This is a genomic window from Streptomyces sp. NPDC051987, from assembly GCF_040680735.1.
In the GTDB taxonomy this organism is placed as follows: domain Bacteria; phylum Actinomycetota; class Actinomycetes; order Streptomycetales; family Streptomycetaceae; genus Streptomyces.
Genome location: NZ_JBFAXI010000032.1, coordinates 80,592 through 95,346, shown reverse-complemented (window position 1 = coordinate 95,346; position 14,755 = coordinate 80,592). Strand labels below are relative to the sequence as shown.

At 68.0% G+C, this 14,755-nt stretch carries 14 protein-coding genes; 4 read left to right on the top strand and 10 right to left on the bottom strand.

The genetic code is table 11. From position 1 onward, the window contains the following. The 4 genes from AB0M11_RS19385 to AB0M11_RS19370 all read right to left on the bottom strand — a co-directional run. On the bottom strand, positions 1-349 hold a 349-nt coding region (locus tag AB0M11_RS19385), incomplete at its 3' end, for a helix-turn-helix transcriptional regulator (protein WP_365706953.1). A gap of 283 nt (positions 350-632) precedes the next feature. Beyond that, positions 633-941, bottom strand: coding sequence for a hypothetical protein (locus tag AB0M11_RS19380; RefSeq protein WP_365706951.1), 309 nt, complete (start codon positions 939-941; stop codon positions 633-635). 101 nt (positions 942-1,042) lie between these two features. Then, entirely contained in the window at positions 1,043-2,206 is a 1,164-nt protein-coding gene (locus AB0M11_RS19375; RefSeq protein WP_365706949.1) for a uroporphyrinogen-III synthase, read from the bottom strand. An 89-nt stretch (positions 2,207-2,295) separates the two neighbouring features. Next, positions 2,296-3,663 carry a nitrate/nitrite transporter gene (locus tag AB0M11_RS19370; RefSeq protein ID WP_365706947.1) on the bottom strand — a complete coding sequence of 456 codons (1,368 nt, stop codon included), beginning with the start codon at positions 3,661-3,663 and terminating at the stop codon, positions 2,296-2,298. Between the two features lie 153 nt (positions 3,664-3,816). Here AB0M11_RS19370 and AB0M11_RS19365 point away from each other — a divergent pair, with 153 nt between their 5' ends. Next, positions 3,817-3,966, top strand: a complete 150-nt coding sequence (locus tag AB0M11_RS19365; RefSeq protein WP_365706965.1) for a DUF397 domain-containing protein — start codon at positions 3,817-3,819, stop codon at positions 3,964-3,966. 290 nt (positions 3,967-4,256) lie between these two features. Next, on the top strand, positions 4,257-4,460 hold the full coding sequence (locus AB0M11_RS19360; RefSeq protein ID WP_365706945.1) for a hypothetical protein: 204 nt from the start codon (positions 4,257-4,259) through the stop codon (positions 4,458-4,460). An 86-nt stretch (positions 4,461-4,546) separates the two neighbouring features. Here AB0M11_RS19360 and AB0M11_RS19355 read toward each other — a convergent pair whose 3' ends face one another. The 6 genes from AB0M11_RS19355 to AB0M11_RS19330 all read right to left on the bottom strand — a co-directional run bounded on the left by AB0M11_RS19355 (position 4,547) and on the right by AB0M11_RS19330 (position 9,253). Then, positions 4,547-5,137 (bottom strand): hypothetical protein, encoded by a 591-nt coding sequence (locus AB0M11_RS19355; protein WP_365706943.1) that lies wholly within the window; start codon positions 5,135-5,137, stop codon positions 4,547-4,549. Between the two features lie 3 nt (positions 5,138-5,140). Then, positions 5,141-5,581, bottom strand: coding sequence for a hypothetical protein (locus tag AB0M11_RS19350; protein WP_365706941.1), 441 nt, complete (start codon positions 5,579-5,581; stop codon positions 5,141-5,143). A gap of 184 nt (positions 5,582-5,765) precedes the next feature. Further along, entirely contained in the window at positions 5,766-7,199 is a 1,434-nt protein-coding gene (locus tag AB0M11_RS19345) for a putative T7SS-secreted protein (RefSeq protein ID WP_365706963.1), read from the bottom strand. Then, on the bottom strand, positions 7,199-7,522 hold the full coding sequence (locus AB0M11_RS19340; protein ID WP_365706939.1) for a hypothetical protein: 324 nt from the start codon (positions 7,520-7,522) through the stop codon (positions 7,199-7,201). Before AB0M11_RS19340 ends, AB0M11_RS19345 begins: the two co-directional genes overlap by 1 nt. 40 nt (positions 7,523-7,562) lie before the next feature. Then, entirely contained in the window at positions 7,563-8,603 is a 1,041-nt protein-coding gene (locus tag AB0M11_RS19335; RefSeq protein ID WP_365706937.1) for a hypothetical protein, read from the bottom strand. After that, complete coding sequence (locus AB0M11_RS19330; RefSeq protein ID WP_365706935.1) at positions 8,591-9,253, bottom strand: hypothetical protein; 663 nt, start codon at positions 9,251-9,253, stop codon at positions 8,591-8,593. The genes AB0M11_RS19335 and AB0M11_RS19330 overlap by 13 nt, the downstream gene beginning before the upstream one ends. Before the next feature lie 372 nt (positions 9,254-9,625). On the opposite strand from AB0M11_RS19330, the gene AB0M11_RS19325 reads away from it, so the two are divergent. Next, the gene (locus AB0M11_RS19325) at positions 9,626-14,203 is read left to right on the top strand and encodes an RHS repeat-associated core domain-containing protein (RefSeq protein ID WP_365706933.1); all 4,578 of its coding nucleotides are present in this window, start codon (positions 9,626-9,628) and stop codon (positions 14,201-14,203) included. A gap of 2 nt (positions 14,204-14,205) precedes the next feature. Continuing rightward, entirely contained in the window at positions 14,206-14,751 is a 546-nt protein-coding gene (locus AB0M11_RS19320; protein WP_365706931.1) for a hypothetical protein, read from the top strand. Positions 14,752-14,755: the final 4 nt, after the last annotated feature.

Below are 14,755 nucleotides of genomic sequence, written 5' to 3'. Positions count from 1 at the left end.
CGCGCAGGGCGACCTCGTTCTCCGCCTGCACCGCGCCGCGCAGCGCGGCCTCCTCGTCCCGGGCGCCCCGCGGGAGGGCCCGGTCGTGCCAGGCCTGCTCGGCCAGCTCCCACAGCGCCAGCAACCGCCCCTGGTCCCCGCCGGCCAGCCGGCAGAGCACCTGCGCGGCCGCCCGCGGCGGCAGCCTGTCGCCGCTCAGATAGCGCTGCCAGGACGACTTGCTGTACGCGGTGCGCCGGGCCAGCTCGGCGAGGCTGAGCCCGGTTCGGCCCTTCAGCACCCGCAGTTGCTCGACCAGATGCCGGGCCTCGCGCGGCAGCGTGCCCGGCAAGGGCTGCCAGCGTGTCATGTTCCGTCCCCGTCCCCGTCCCCGTCCCCGTCCCCGTCCCCGCGCCCGTGCCCGTGCTGTCCACGTGCCGTCCCCCGTGTGCGGCCGTCCGGCGCCAGCGTGCCGCCCGCCGACCGGGGTCCGGCAGAGCGCACACCCGCGGAGCGGGGCACGGCCCGTTGTTCGCGCGCGGCCGCACGGGACGGCCCGGCGCGCCCGGTGCGGAACGGACCCGAGTGACGGGGCACGGGCCGACCGCTACGGCCCGCCGCCGCCGGGCGGTCCCCAGAACGTCGTACGCCGGTCAGCCTGTCCGCTCGTCGCCCGTGGCGAAGAACCGCCGTACGTACTCCCCCGACGGCAGCCCGCTCGCCCGCATGAGGGAGAACACCTCGGCCCCCTCCCCCGGTGCCCCGTCCATACGGAACGCCTCGGCGAAGCCCGCGTACTCGACCTCGTCGAGCACTTCGCAGTACTCCCTCGCCTCGGCCTCGGCACGAGCGATCGCCTCGTCCGGCGAACGGGCGGTCCACAGCGTGACCCGCTCCTCGTACACGCCGAGGACGCGGTGCCGGAAAACGCACCGGACGCCGTACCAGGGCGACGAGGCCACGGGCGCACAGCCCTGCGTCCACTGCGGCTCGCCCAGGACCGCCTCTTCACCCGGCGCTCCTCGGCGCCTCCCCGGAGCGTCTCCTGAGGGTCCCCGGCGTCTCACGCGTCCGCGTACTTCGCGTCCGCCGCCGGGTCCAGGGCCAGCCGGTAGCCGCGCTTGACGACGGTCTGGATCAGCTTGGGCGCGCCCAGGGCCGTACGGAGGCGGGCCATCGCCGTCTCGACCGCGTGTTCGTCTCGGCCGGCGCCCGGCAGGGCCCGCAGGAGTTCGGCGCGGGCGACCACCCAGCCCGGCCGTCGGGACAGCGCGCGCAGCAGGGACATCCCGGCCGGCGGGACCGGCCTCAGCGTGCCGTCGACGAGGACCGCGTGGCCCCGGATCTCGACGCGGTGACCGGCGATGGGCAAGGCCCGTGCGCGGGACGGGAGTTCCTGGCAGAGCAACTGGACGAGGGGGCCCAGCCGGAAGCGTTCCGGCTGGATCGTGTCGACGCCGAGCGCCTGGAGCGGCAGGGCCGTCACCGGTCCGACGCACGCGGGGACGACGTCGTGGCCGAGTGCGGCGAGCAGGTCTCCGAGCAGCCCGCGGTGCTCGGCGCGGGAGACGAGGGAGGCCGCGGCGGGCGCGCTGGTGAAGGTGAGCGCGTCGACCGAGCGGGAGACGACGGCGTCCAGCAGCCGGTCCACCGGTCCCAGGTCCTCCGGCGGCATCCACCGGTACACCGGCACCGGCACCACCTCCGCGCCCGCCGCCCGCAGCGACTCCACGAACCCCGGCAACGGCTCCCCGTGCAGCTGTACGGCGATCCGGCGGCCGTCGACGCCCTCCTCCAGGAGCCGGTCGAGCACCTCCGCCATGGACTCGGAGGACGGCGACCACTCCTCGGTCAGCCCGGCGGCCCGGATGGCCCCCTTGACCTTGGGTCCGCGCGCCAGCAGCTCGACGTTCCGCAGCCGTTGCAGCAACTGCTCGCCGAAACCCCAGCCGTCCGCGGCCTCGACCCATCCCCGGAACCCGATCGCCGTGGTCGCCACGACCACGTCGGGCGCCTGGTCGATGATCTCCTTCGTGGCGGCGAGCAGCTCCCCGTCGTCGGCGAGCGGCACGATGCGCAGGGCGGGTGCGTGCAGCACGGCGGCACCGCGCCGCTGCAGCAGGGCCCCGAGCTCGTCAGCGCGGCGCGCGGCGGTGACCCCCACGGTGAACCCCGCGAGGGGGCCGTGCCGACCGGCCTCCGGTCGCTGCTGCTGTTCCTCGTCCATGGCTGCTCTCCTAGCTGACCCGCATGCCGAACCGAGCCTGTCAACGGCGCGTGACAGGCTCGGTTCGGGTTCATGTCACCAGTGTTACGTCACACCTCGGCGTAGCTGAGCTGCGCCTTTGCCTCGGTGGCGGTGGCGGACCGCTGCTGCGTGGCCGGCCGGCGAAGGTATACGGCCCAGGTGATGGCGAAGCAGAGGCCGTAGTAGGCGAGGAAGGCGACGAACGCGCCGGTGCCGGAGCCGTAGGAGAGGAAGGACTGCCGGAAGGCGAGGTTGATACCGACGCCGCCGAGCGCGCCGACCGCGCCGATGAGGCCCATGGAGGCACCGGAGAGCCGACGCCCGTACTTGACCGCTTCCTCGCCCTCCAGCCCCTTGGCGAGGGCCTTGGTCTGAAAGATGCCGGGGATCATCTTGAACGTGGAGCCGTTGCCGATCCCGGTGAGCGAGAACAGCACCACGAACGCGACGACGAACAGCGGCAGCGACTTCTGCATGCTGGCGACGACCAGGACCGCGGTGGCGGCAGCCATGGCGACGTAGTTGTAGAGCGTGATCTTCGCGCCGCCGTACTTGTCGGCGAGCCAGCCGCCCACGGGCCGGATCAGCGAGCCGAGCAGCGGGCCCATGAAGGTGAGGTACGTGGCCTGCAGCGGCGTTCGGCCGAACTGGTTCGTCAGCACCTGGCCGAAGGCGAAGCTGTAGCCGATGAAGGAACCGAACGTCCCGATGTAGAGGAGGGACATGATCCAGGTGTGGGCGTCCTTCGCGGCGTCCCTGGCGGCACCGGTGTCGTTCCTGACGTTCTCGATGTTGTCCATGAAGAGCGCGGCGAGGGCCGCGGCGACGACGATGAGCGGGATGTAGATACCCAGCAGCACCCGCGGGCCGCCGTTGGCGCCGATGACGGCGAGGGCCACCAGCTGGATCGCCGCCACACCGATGTTGCCGCCGCCCGCGTTGAGCCCGAGCGCCCACCCCTTCTTCCTCAGCGGGAAGAAGGCGTTGATGTTGGTCATGGAGGAAGCGAAGTTGCCCCCGCCGATGCCGGCGAGGAGCCCGATCCACAGGAAGGTGTCGAACGACGTCCCCGGCTTCATGACGGCGAACGCGGCAACGCTCGGGACGAGCAGCAGGCCGGCCGAGATGATCGTCCAGTTCCGCCCGCCGAAGATCGCGACCGCGAAGGTGTAGGGCACCCGTACGACGGCACCGACCAGGGTCACCATCGACGTCAGCAGGAACTTGTCGGCCGGGGTCAGCCCGTACTCCGGCCCCATGAAGAGCACCAGCACGGACCACAGAGTCCAGATCGAGAACCCGATGTGCTCGGAGAGCACGGAGAAGGCCAGATTGCGTCGGGCGATCTTCTCCCCGGTCTCTTTCCAGAAGGTCTCGTCCTCCGGATCCCACTCCTGGATCCAGCGACTACGGGAAGTAGGGGCTGGGGCTGTCATGACGCCTCCACGGTGCTCCGCGTGCTCGGTCTGCTACGGCTGACTGAGCCGAAGGTAGGGAGGCGGCGTTTCCGCGCTGTGGCTGCGGGTGACCGGAAGGGAACGTTGCTCTCACCCCGGGCAGAGGGCGGGTGAGAGGTCCGCGCCGGACGCATAGACGCCTCGAACTGCATCGCAATAGCCACCACTCCCACAGCCGTCCACATCCGCGACTCGAAGAACCCGGTGGGCCCCCGTCTCACGGTCAGCGGCTCCACCTGGACCCACTTCACCTCCAGCCTCGTACAGCCCCGGCCCCAGTGACCGCATGGGAACGGACATCCACGGCTGGATCGAGTGCCGCACCTGGCGGGAAGGCCTGAACCACGACGAGACGGCCTGGACACGTCCCCCGAGGTCCGTGCGGAGCACGCCACCTGGACGGCTGCGGCCTTCGCGGAGACGTGGCTGACCTGGTCGGAGGCGAGGGCGATCGACTGGACGGAACCGGCGATCCCCCGCACCACCCACATCGCCCGCTACGACCGCGCCCCGGACGGCACCCTCCGCCTGATCCACCACCACGACTGGAGCAGAGGCTTCGCGCACTCACCATGTCGCCGGCGGACCTGGCCGCCCTCCACCCCGAGGGCACGGAATGGACCGCCGGCACCACGCTCTACCGCGCCGAGCGCGCCCGCCGCCGCGACGCGGTCCCGGAGGACGGTCCGTGGGCGCCGGTGTGGACGGTGATGGAGGCCCTGGCGGGGGTGCACGGCGAGGAGAGGGTGCGGCTGGTGGCGTGGTTCGACGAGTGACCGCGTCCGCCGACGTCTCGGTGATCCGGACGCTTTGCTCGGCGGTCGGGCGGGCTGCTCTGGAACCCGAACAGCCGGACTGCCGGTCACTTCCAGTGGAGCGACTTGGCGACCGCCTCGAACAGGTCGACCAGGGCGTCGGCGAACATGTCCAGGGACGTCGAGAAGGTGAGCAGGAGAACGGCTTCGGTGCCCGGGACACTGACCGCGTAGTCGACCACGGTCACGGGCAGTCGGTTGCCGGAGGAGTCGTCGGCATCCGGAACCGTACGGGTACGCCGCATGGTCGCCGGACCGGCAAAGGGGAGATCGACGCCGCTGATCTGCTGGGAGTTCCCCCGGGCGTCCAGGCGGAACCCCTGATCTGGAGGGACGACGGTTACCAGGAGCGAGGAGGACAGCGGCACCGGGCCGATGGACATCGTGGAGATGTAGAGCTCGACGCCGCCGTTGTCGTAGCCCTCTTCGGCCCGAGCGCGAAGTGCCTTGCTGAATTCCCGCTTGAGCAGTACCGCATCGTCCTGACCGTCGAAAACCCGCTCGGTCAGTGCTTTGATCGGTCCCTTCCAGCCGTCGGGCTCAAGCGGAATCCGGAACCAGCCGTCCGGAACGACGAGGCCGTAGTCGGTGGGCGGGAGTCCGCCATCGGTGAGGCCGCCGGCGACGGCGTCTGGCATTCCTCAGCCTTCCTTGATCTCGGCGAGCTCCAGCGACTCGGCCAGCGTCTGCGCCAACTCCAGCAGCGCCTCACCGAAGACGAGATTGGTCCACGACATCCGGAAGACGAGGATGGTGTCGACCTGCGGCGGAAGCACCGCGTAGGTGACCGTCTCCATCATCGTCTTCTTCTTGAAGAGCGAGCCGGTCTCCACCGAGAGTAGTTCCTGGACTCGTACACCGGGCCCGGCCGGAAGGTGCACCTCGTTCACACTCCGGCGCTCGGGTGACGTCGGGAGGACAGCTTCCAGGAGCTCGGGAAGACGTTCCGTGGACCGGTATCCATCGCCGTCGTAGTCGTGCACCTCGTAGACGGCGGTCACCGCCTTTGCCGCGTCGATCACATAGGCATAGGCGAACGTGGGGTCGCCCAGAGCAGCCGTGGCCGCCAGCCGAGCCAGCACAGAAGCGAGTTGACGGGTCTCACTTCGCGGAGCATCTGCGCCCAGGTGTTGCCCGGCGGCACGTTTGGCCCACTCCCCGAGTTCCGCGCTCTCTCCCACGGGAAGTCTGATACTGCCCTCGGGCTCGGAGATCAGGCACTGCCACGTCACGTCATCGTCGCTCACTCGGAATTCCCTCTGGCTGTCACGAACCCACCGTCCAAGCGCTCTTCCACCTGTTGTACGGGTTATCCCATTCCGTGAGGCCGTGGAGCTTGTCGTTCCCGTCGATGGCGGTTGCCGCGACAGTGTAGCCAAGCCATCTCTGCCCGGCGGATCGCACATAGTCGGTGAACTTCACACCGCCCATGCTTTCGAACTTCCCGAGAATCGGTACCTCTTTGAGCGCCTTGCTGGACTCCACCCATTCCGGATTACCGAAGGGCCGGGCTCCCCGCCAGGCATCCCTTCCGAAGAGTTTCCCCACGTCCTTGAAGTCCTTGAGGCCCTTCGCCGCGTCCACCGTGTCCTGGTAGATCACCCTGGGATTCAGGACGTGCTTGAACTCCCCGAGCTTCCCGAATGCTCCCGGCAAGTCACCCGCGAGTCTCTGTGACGCCTCTTCTGCGGCTTGGTTCGCGGCTTTGGTGGCCTTGCCCTTCAGCGTGTTGGCCGCCTTCACCGATCTGCCGGAGATCGAGTTGGCCGCCAGGAAGTCCGCCCGGGCCGAGCGGCTCGCCGTCTGTACTCCGCGCACGCCTGCCGCGGCCGCCTTGCCCGCACTCAGCGCGGCACGGCCCAACCCGAGCGTGAGCAGGGCAACGCCGTCCAGAACCAGGTCGGCGATACTGGCGTCTCCGGAAAAGACGAGCACCAGATGGCACGCGAGGGAAACCACGGTCGCGAGCAGTGCGATCGCGTCCAGCACACCCGCCAGCGCCCAGCCGATCACCGGAATCCAGCCCACCAGCAGCGAGGCCAGCGCGCAGGCTGTCGCCACCCAGCCGGCGATGTCCGCGATGTTCTTGAGCGCTCCCTTGATGTTCTCCCAGGTGGAGTCCTTCAGTTTGTCGTGGTCGATGAGCGCCTCCAGAGCGCGGGCCGCCTTCTCACCAGCCCGGTTGCGGGCGTTCTTGGCATCGTGCACCCGCCTGATGGCGTCATTGACACGACCGTCGACCTCGTCTCGCTTCGTGGTCAGATCGTGCTTCTTCTGCTCGTAGTCACCTGCGGACGTGTCCAGGGCGTCGAGCGACTTGTCGAGACGGTCCCGCTCTTCGCGGTCGCGCTCGGCATCGTTCCGGGCCTTGTCCGCCGCCTGCTGGGAGGATGCAAGGACGGAGGCGTACTTCTCATCCGGCCGGTCCGTCTGCTCACCCAGAAGGTCGGCAGCCGTCTCGAAACGGTCCAGGACCTTCTTCAGCCGGCCGACGGTCCCCTCGGCCGTCTTGCGGAACTCGTTCGCGGCATCACTCTGCCAGCCGTCCACTCCGCAGAGAGCTTCGATGTTGCCGGTCTGCCGTCTGATGGCATCGGCCACCGAGCGGAATCGCCGACCCAGTTTCGCCACGGCCTCTGGATCCCCGGAGACCGGGTCGGAGTCCAACTCGACCGGAGACCAGTCCTTCGGTCGGGACATCATTCCCCTTGCTTCTGGGGCTTCAGCGGCTGCTTGCGGACCGCATTGGCGAGGTCTGTGTCTATCTGCTCGTAGGCCTGGGCTGCGGCCTTCGTAATCGCCGCGAGCTTGGCCAATTCCCCTTCGAGCTTCCCTCGCTTGTAGTCCCAGTTGTCTGCGAAGTCGTCAAGCCGGTCCGTGAGCTCCTCGTGACCGACGACCTCACGGCTCCAGCCGTACTTGGCCTTGTCGTCGAGCCCCTGCAACTCCGCGACGATCTTCTCGATGCCCATGGACACACTCTTGAGCACATCGAGATCGCCGATTCTTGTCCTGTCACCCACGGCGCCTCCTAGGCCGGAAAGCTCCAGGCCGACTCATCGCTCACCTGTTGACGGACTGGATCTCCTGCACGATGACATCCTGGGTGGCCCCGAAGACGCCGTCATCGAGGTTTCCACCCGGCGATTCGGTACCCGTCCAGCTGATCTTCCAGGTGATCGTGGCCTTGAGCGGGTACGAGCCCGTGCCCGAGGAGTGCAGGTACTTCACTCCACAGGGTGGCGTCGAACCGGCCTTGCCCTTGGCGTAGGCCTCACCGATGCTGCCGTTCTTGAACTCGCAGACGCCCGACGCCGGATACGTGACCGCGTCCGAGGTACCGGGATCGATCTTGAGAGAGTACGGCTTGGCAGTGGTCGTGGCGCTGATGCCCAGCACCGGAACGGACGCGGTGACGGAGACCGGCTTGAACTCGGCAGCGTCCAGCCAGGCCCAGGTCGGAAGGTTGACCTTCGTCTTGTCCGCGGGAGCGAGGGTCACCTTCGTGCTGGGGACGCGGATCTGGTTGTAGGCGAGTTGGGAAAGGATCTCCGGAGTGACCGCCTGGGGTACGTCCGCCGGCGGCTTGTCACCCGTGTCCACCCAGAAGATGGGCTTCGTGCAGTCGAGCGCGCCGGGGTCTCCCTCACGGCCTGGCGTGACGTACGAGTCCCACCAGTAGCCCTTACCGGCCTTGTCCTTGTTGAAGTCCTTGTACGGCTTCCCGTTGACGTAGCGGTCGCGCTGCGTGGCATCCCACTCGTAGCCCGTCGAGTCGGCCTCCCAGATCGGCGTCAGGTAGGCCTCAAGGGCATCGGGTGAGTACTTGGGCGCGTAGTAACAGGCAGGCGGGGTCCAGGTCGTGGTCGGCGTCACCGCACCGGTCGATGCCCCGGAACCGTTCTTGGAGAGGTCGTAGACGACGGCACCGGCGGTCGCGGAAATGGTGCCTTTGCCATCCGAATTGCCTGAGGCACCTGGCGCTTGATTTCCCTCACCACTCCCCGGCCCATAGGCAAACGCCGTCCCCGGAAACCCCGTGACGCAGGTGGCCATCAGCACTCCCAGTGCTAGCCACCGTCGCCAATCGCCTACCCGGCGCATGACTTGTCCCCCCGCTTGGAGATCAGGTTACTTGTCTGCCACACGCCCTTCTTGTTCTTCTCAAGGCGCGTGTTGTACAGGACATACGGGCTCTGACCGGAAGGGCTCTTGTCGACCTTCCCGGTCTTGCGATTCTTGTTGAAACCCTTGCTCTCGTCGGAGCAATAGACGACCGACGCTGCGGTGTCACCGGAGAGCGTGACCTTGGGGGCGTAGTAGCGAGTCGTCCCCGTAAAGGAAAGATTGGAGTCCAGGTACGCCTGGACCCAGGCAATCGCTTGGCTGAGGGCCTTGTCCTTGTAGTAGAACGACAAGCCTGGGGCTCCGGTGTCTCCACGCAGAATGGCGCCGTTAATTGCATCGATGCGTCCGGCCGTGTCCGCGAGGATGGCATCCTTTGTAACGTCGCCCGTCTTCCAGTCCTCGTACTTATCCGTGACATCCGACGGCAACGTAATCCTAGGCCGCCCCGGCTCAGCCGCCGAAGTCGAAGTACTCGGCGAAGCCGAAGCCGAGGCCCCCGTGTCCGCGCCCGCGATCTTGTCATTCGACTTGGACTTGTCTCCGTCGCCTCCGCCGCACCCGGCGAGCAGAAGTGCCGCCGTCACACCGGCGGTGGCAGTCGTGAGCAGGCGGGAACGGCGGGTCACGGTGGGCTCCTGGTGGGGCGGTTGGGGTCTGCGAAGCAGCGAATACGCTATCGGGGTCCATCCGGAACGCACCAGAGCGATTTGCTGCGACCCGGCCGAACGAAACACGCACGGCAGATCATAGTCGGGCAACTCACCTACCTCACCTCACCTTTGGTGCCGTCCCGTGACATCTCCGTGCCCCTCGGTTGGCCTCAGCAAAGGGTGCTGACGGGGTCGGCCTGCCGGTAAGGCAGGGCGAGACGCGCGTTCACTCGGTCGCGTATCCGAACCCGGATCCCGGGTCAGCCTTCACCTCGAACCGGCCGCACCTGTAACTTCACGTGTGCACAGGCTTGTTGTTGAGGCGTACGCGACGGGGGTTGCGAAAACATGGCGGGGTACCGACCGGCGGACTGGCATCCACTCGACCTCGACCGGGACCCGACCCCCGGTGATCCGCAACGCGTGCGCACCCTCGCCGCGCAGCTGCATTCCTTCGCCGACGACGTGTCCGACGCGCTGCGTCTGGTCAAGGGCATGGCCGGTGAGGACGCCCTCCTGCAGTGGGCCGGCAAGTCGGCGGAGGTGTTCAAGGAGCAGTTCAAGGACGTCCCGAAGAACCTGAAGAAGCTGAAGAAGTCGTACGAGATGTGCGGGGACGCCCTCGCCGACTACTGGCCCAAGCTGGAGCGGGCCCAGGCACTTGCCGACAAGGCCCTCGCCAAGGCGAAGGACGCCCAGTCGGACCTGTCCTCCGCCAAGTCCCGCCTCTCCTCCGCCGATTCCTGGGTTTCCCGAGCGACGAAGGAAGCCGACAAGTACAAGCACGATCCCACCGGCAGCAAGTCGGACGCCGACAAGCCGGACGAGGGCAAGGTCCGGGCCGCCACCCGGGACGTGCAGAGCGCCAAGTCCGCCCACACCAAAGCCCAGTCGGACGTCACCACCGCCCAGAACGCCCTCGACGCCGCGAAGAAGATGGCCGAGGACGCCCGCAGGATGCGTGACGACGCGGCGGGTGAGGCGAAGCGGAAGATCGACGAGGCCTCCGACGCCGGGATCCCGAACCGGCACTGGTGGCAGGACGTCGGCCACTGGTTCGAGGACAACTGGGACACCATCGTCACCGTCTGCAAGGTGGTCGTGGCGGTCGTCGGGATCATCGCGATGATCATCGGCGGACCGATCCTCGGCGCGATCGTGCTGGTCGCGGCCCTCGTCGTCCTCGCGGACACGCTCTACAAATATTCCAAGGGCCAGGCGTCGCTATGGGACGTGGCGTTCGCCGCCATGGACTGCATACCCGGCGGCAAGGGCATCACCAGCCTCGGCAAACTCGCCAAGGGGCTGAAGGAGATGAAGAACCTCCGCGGCGGCATGAAGGCCATGAGTCTCGCCGTCCGCGGACTGGGGAAGAACGCCCGCGGCATGCTGACCGAGGGGGCGGAAGGGGCTTTCAACCGCCTCAAGAGCGTCGTCCGTTCCAAGGGCAGCGACCCCGTGGACATGGCCACCGGCGCGATGTACCTCCCGCAGAGCGACATCGAGTTGCCCGGCCTGCTGCCGCTGGCCTTCACCCGTCGCGTCGCCTCCGACTACCGTTGCGGCTGGTGGTTCGGACCAAGTTGGGCATCGACGCTCGACGAGCGTCTGGAGGTCGACGAGCGCGGCGTCGTCCACGTCACCGAGGACGGCCTGCTCCTCGCCTACCCCCACCCGGCCGCGCCCCACACCCCGGTCATGCCGGAGGCCGGCCCCCGCCGCTCCCTGACCCGCCACGACGACGGTAGCTACCGCATCACCGATCCCCTTACCGGCCGGACCCGGCACTTCGCCCGCCCCACCGCCGACGGCACCGCCCTGCTCACCTGGATATCCGATCGCAACCAGCACACCATCGCCTTCGAGTACGACGAGCACGGTGCCCCGCTCGCCATCCGCCACTCCGGCGGCTACCACCTCAAGCTCACCACCGCCGAAGGCCGCGTCACCGCCCTCGCCCTGGCCCAGGCCGCCAAGGACGGTACGGACGTCGTCGTCAAGCGCTACGGCTACACCGACGGCAATCTCACCGAGACGGTCAACTCCTCCGGCCTGCCTCTATGCTTCACCTACGACGACCGGCTGCGCGTCACCTCCTGGACCGATACCAACGACAGCCGCTACTCCTACACCTACGACGACCGCGACCGCTGCATCGCCGAGGGCGGCGAAGCCGGTCACATCACCATCACTCTCGACTACGACGGCACCGACCCCGCCTGGCCCGACTGCCGCATCACCACCCTCACCACCGCCGAAGGCGCCGCCACCCGCTTCGTCGTCAACGCCAACAGCCAGGTCGTCGCCGAGATCGACCCTCTCGGCAACACCACCCGGACCGGGTACGACGAACACCACCACATCACGTCCCACATCGATGCCATGGGCCATGGAACCGAGTTCGTGAACGACGCGCTCGGCCGCCCGGTCGAGGTGCGGTACCCGGACGGCAGCCGAACCTCGGTCGTATACGGCGCACTCGGCCTGCCCACGGAGACGGTGACGCAGGACGGCGGTCGATGGAGCCGGACGTACGACGAACGAGGCAACGGTCTCACCCTCACCGACCCGACAGGGGCGACCAGTCACTTCTCCTACGATGAGCAGGGCCGCCTGGTCGAGTGTGTCGATCCGCTCGGCGCCACGACGCGCGTGGTGTGCAACCCGGCAGGCCTGGCCGTCACGGTCGTCGATCCGCTCGGTGGGCGCACCGTCGTAGAGCACGACGGCTTCGGGCGCACCGTCTCCGAAACCGACTCCCTCGGCCGAACCACCCGGTGGCGCTGGACCACTGAGGGGCAACTGCTGAGCGCCGCCCACCCGGACGGCACCACGGAGTCGTGGACCTACGACTCTGAGGGCAACTGCCTCAGCCACACCGACGCCGTGGGCGCCGTGACGCGTTACGAGTACACCCACTTCGACCTGCCCAGCGCCCGTTTCCAACCGGGCGGCGCACACCACCGGTTCGAGTACGACGCGTCTCTGCGGCTGAAAAAGGTGGCCGACGACTCCGGCCGTACCTGGGAGTACACGTACGACGCGGCAGGCAACCTCATCGCCGAGACCGACTTCGACAACCGCCTCGTTCGATACAAACGCGACCCTGCGGGACGGCTCACCGTCAGGACGAACCCGCTCGGGCAGGTCATCGAATACACGCGCGATGCAATGGGGCGACCGGTGCGCATTGACGCCGACGGCGACGTCACGGACTTTGCCTACGACATGGCGGGCCGACTCACGGAGGCCGTGTGGTCGGGAGGCCGGCTCTCCCGCACCTACGACGCCACGGGGCAGCTGACCTCAGAGACGATCAACGGGCGCACGCTACGACTCACCTACGACGCCGCCGGTCAGCTGGTGGAGCGTCGCACACCGGCTGGCGCGGACACCGTCTACGCCTACGACGCGGCCGGTCGACGGACCTCGCTGGCCACCGCCGGTCGTACCGTGGTCTCCACACATGACGCTGTCGGCCGGGAGACAAGCCGACTGTGGGGCGGCGCGACCCGTCTGGCACTGTCCTGGAACTCCTCCGGCCGGCCGGCCACCCAGCAGGTCACCGGTCCCAACGGTGTGGTGCTCTCTCCCCAGGAGTACACATGGCGCTCCGACGGGGCGCTCCTCTCGACAGGTGAGCAGCACTACACGCTCGACCTCTCCGGCCGGATCACACAGGTCCGGACCGCGGAGTGGACCGAGTCGTACGCCTACGACACCGCGGGGAACCAGACGATGGCGACCTGGCCACAGACGCACACGGGCGCGGATGCCGCCGGACACCGTGAGTACGTGGGAAGCCGTCTCGTCGCAGCCGGACGGATGCGCTACGAGCACGACCGCGGTGGACGCCTCGTCGAAAGGCGACGCACCAGGCTGTCCCGGAAGCCCGACATCTGGCACTACGCGTGGGACGCCCAGGACCGGCTGACGGAGGTGACCGATCCGGAGGGGACCGTGTGGCGGTATGCGTACGATCCGCTCGGGCGCCGAATCGCCAAGCAGCGTCTTTCATCCGACGGCAAGGTCCTGGACGAGACCGCGTTCAGCTGGCACGGGGGCATTCTGGTCGAGCAGTCCACGGCCGCTGCTGGCGCGCCCGTGGCACTGAGTCATACGTGGGAGTTCGACGAGAGTGGGATCGAGCCGCTGGCGCAGACGGAGCGCTACGTGAACGTCGCCGGCACGTCGCGAACCACGGATACACCGCAGGAAGAGATCGACCGCCGCTTCTACGCCATCGTCACCGATATCGCCGGTGCGCCCACCGCTCTGGTCGACGAGCACGGCGACGTCGTCTGGCGGCGTACCGCCACCCTGTGGGGCACGACCACCTGGAACACCGACGCGTCGGCCTACACACCGCTGCGCTTCCCGGGCCAGTACCACGACGCAGAGACAGGCCACCACTACAACCTGCATCGTCATTACGACCCCGAGACGGGGCGATACCTCAGCCCGGACCCTTTGGGTCTGACAGCGGCCCCCAACCCGGTGGCCTACGTCCACAACCCCCTGACGTGGCTGGACCCGTACGGCCTTTCGCCGTACCAGCCGATCCGGGTGCGGGCGGGCCAGCAGGTGAAGAAGGGAACTCCCTTCGAAATGAGCCCGCCGGAGCGTGAGTTCGTGGAGAAACTCCTGGAAAAGCGCACAAACCTGCGCGTTTACCGGACGCACGGCAAGCAGGCCGAAGGCGACTTCGTGATCGTAGACATGACCGACAAGAAGAACCGGGTCGGATGGGTCGTCGATCACAAAATGAACGCCGACAAGGTCACCAAAGGCAACCAGTTCACCAACGCCGCCCGCGCGGCCGAGGCCGTCGGAATCCCACGCGGTAACTTCGAGATCGCCACGGGTGACACCGACAAGCTGCTGGAGATTCTCGGCCGTGGTCGTAGCGAGTGGAACAGGAGCTGAGTGTGATCGTTCTCCCCAAATTGCTCAACGAACTGCTCGGTCAGGTCGACGAGAAGCGCGCCGGACACCTGGCGTTGGACTTCGCGCAGCACGCGCTCGGTATCCGGCAGGGGGAGATCGAGGAGAAAGTGATGGCCGCGTGCCAGGAGTGCCTCGCGGCCGCCCACGAGGCGATCGAACGCGGCGAGGCCACGCCCCGACTGCTCCAGGCTCAAGAGCGCCTTTACGCGGTCGCCGAACGGTGGGAGGGCAACCGGAACCGACTGGCCACAGGGGCGGGCACAACGGTGCAGGCCGTGCGGGTCGGCTGTCAGCGCATGCTGGAAGAAGCCCGCGAACACGTGATGCGCGGTTCCCTGATCAGGTGTCAGGATCTCGCCCGGGAGATTCAGTCCGACATCGGTGCCTGGTACGCGGAACGGACACCCCACAAGGACGACGACCGGCGGCATGCCGCACGCCGCGCCCGCTGGGAGGAGGCCCGCTGGCAGGTGCGACACATCATCGAGACGGAGCCCGCGCCGGGCGGGAATGGTACGGAGCGTTGACCGA